This window comes from Prevotella sp. MGM2, assembly GCF_002933955.1.
GTDB lineage: Bacteria > Bacteroidota > Bacteroidia > Bacteroidales > Bacteroidaceae > Alloprevotella.
On record NZ_BEWW01000265.1, the window covers coordinates 1 to 1,498 of the forward strand.

Sequence of the window (1,498 nt, forward strand, 5' to 3'; positions counted from 1 at the left end):
GAACAGCACCGTGTGCTGCAACAGGCGCGAAAGAAATTTTTCAAGGGGCGAGGCCGGCAACATGATGTAGGAAATGCGCTGCTGCTTTGTCAAGAGATGCGAAAAGGTCATGCTCAGATTATAGGTCATAAAAAGAGGAAACATCATCATGAAAAAGCGGTTGGCACGGGAGGAGAGGATGTCCGCCGCCAATTCGCGGCTGGGGGCCACGATCTCCCAACCATAAAGACTGGGCTTGTAGTAGGAAAAGAACAGCAACAGCAAAGAGAGGGAAAAGACCGACAGGAAAGCGGATATATGCTGTTTGCGGTTGGTGATGATGTCGGCACGGAGCAGATGCCCGAAACGATGTATGTTGAATTTATTCATTTTCTAAAGGCTTTTTAAACGTAGGAAACTATTGGTCATAAGCCGAGCGAAGCGGCATTCTCCTGTAAGGCATTGAAGAGCAGTTCGAGATTGAGCGGCGTGTCGTCATCCTTTTCGTTGTGGCAGATAACGGCATTACCCTGAAGCGAGGGCTGGATGTAGAGCGCGTCACTCACATCAGCACCGACGGGACGTTCCTCAAAGCGCAGGCGGCTGCAAATGTCGGCAATGGAGCGGTTGAGCAACAGACGCTTGCCATCGATAATGGCCACATGGTCGAGAAGCATGTCAACATCGCGCATCTGATGGGTGGATATGACCAGCGTGCGGCTGTCGTTCATGTGGCGCACCACGACTTTACGGAACTGGCTCTTCGAAGGAATGTCGAGTCCGTTGGTGGGTTCGTCCATGAGCAGCAGGCGGGTATTGGTGGCCAGGGCAAAACTCATGAAGGCTTTCTTCTTCTGTCCCATCGAAAGCTCGCCTAGACGGATGTCGGCCGACAAATCGAAGTCCTTCAGGCACTCATACAGGATTTCATCGCTGAAATGCGGATAGAAAGGGGCGTTTATACGCACATATTTGGAAAGACGCATGGCAGGCAGGTCAAATTCTTCGGGTACGAGGAATATATCCTCCAGCACCTCGGGACTGCGTTTGGCCACGGGATTACCATCGAAAATGACTTCGCCGGCCTGAGGAAAAAGCAAACCGCTCATCATATATAATAAGGTACTCTTGCCTGTGCCGTTCTTGCCCAGGAGGCCGTAAATGCAGCCTTCGCGGAGCGACAGGCTGAAATCTTCAAAAACAGGAGCCGTTCGGCGGCCATAACTGAAGCGGATATTACTGACTTCTATCATCTGTTGAAACTTTTATAATTAATATTATCAGGTGTAATACTATAATAGTACACTGCAAAAGTAATTCTTATTCTAATACCAGCCAAATTATCAAGTAAAAAAATACGGAAAAAATTAAGACAAGCTTCCTGAACAGGTTGTAAAATAGAGATAACGAGTTTAAAAATCGTTATATATCAAGTTCATAAAAGTCTATAAACCGGCCGGATCACAAAAAATCCTCAACTATTTCCGACACAATAAAATGAATGCACTCATTTTAACAC

At 47.3% G+C, this 1,498-nt stretch carries 2 protein-coding genes; both read right to left on the minus strand.

What is annotated here, in order from left to right:
- Positions 1-369, minus strand: a 369-nt coding sequence (locus C5S62_RS06770) for a hypothetical protein (RefSeq protein ID WP_133159528.1), incomplete at its 3' end; no start/stop codon positions are given.
- Between the two features lie 35 nt (positions 370-404).
- Positions 405-1,232, minus strand: coding sequence for an ATP-binding cassette domain-containing protein (locus C5S62_RS06775; RefSeq protein ID WP_104404637.1), 828 nt, complete (start codon positions 1,230-1,232; stop codon positions 405-407).
- Positions 1,233-1,498 lie beyond the last annotated feature (266 nt).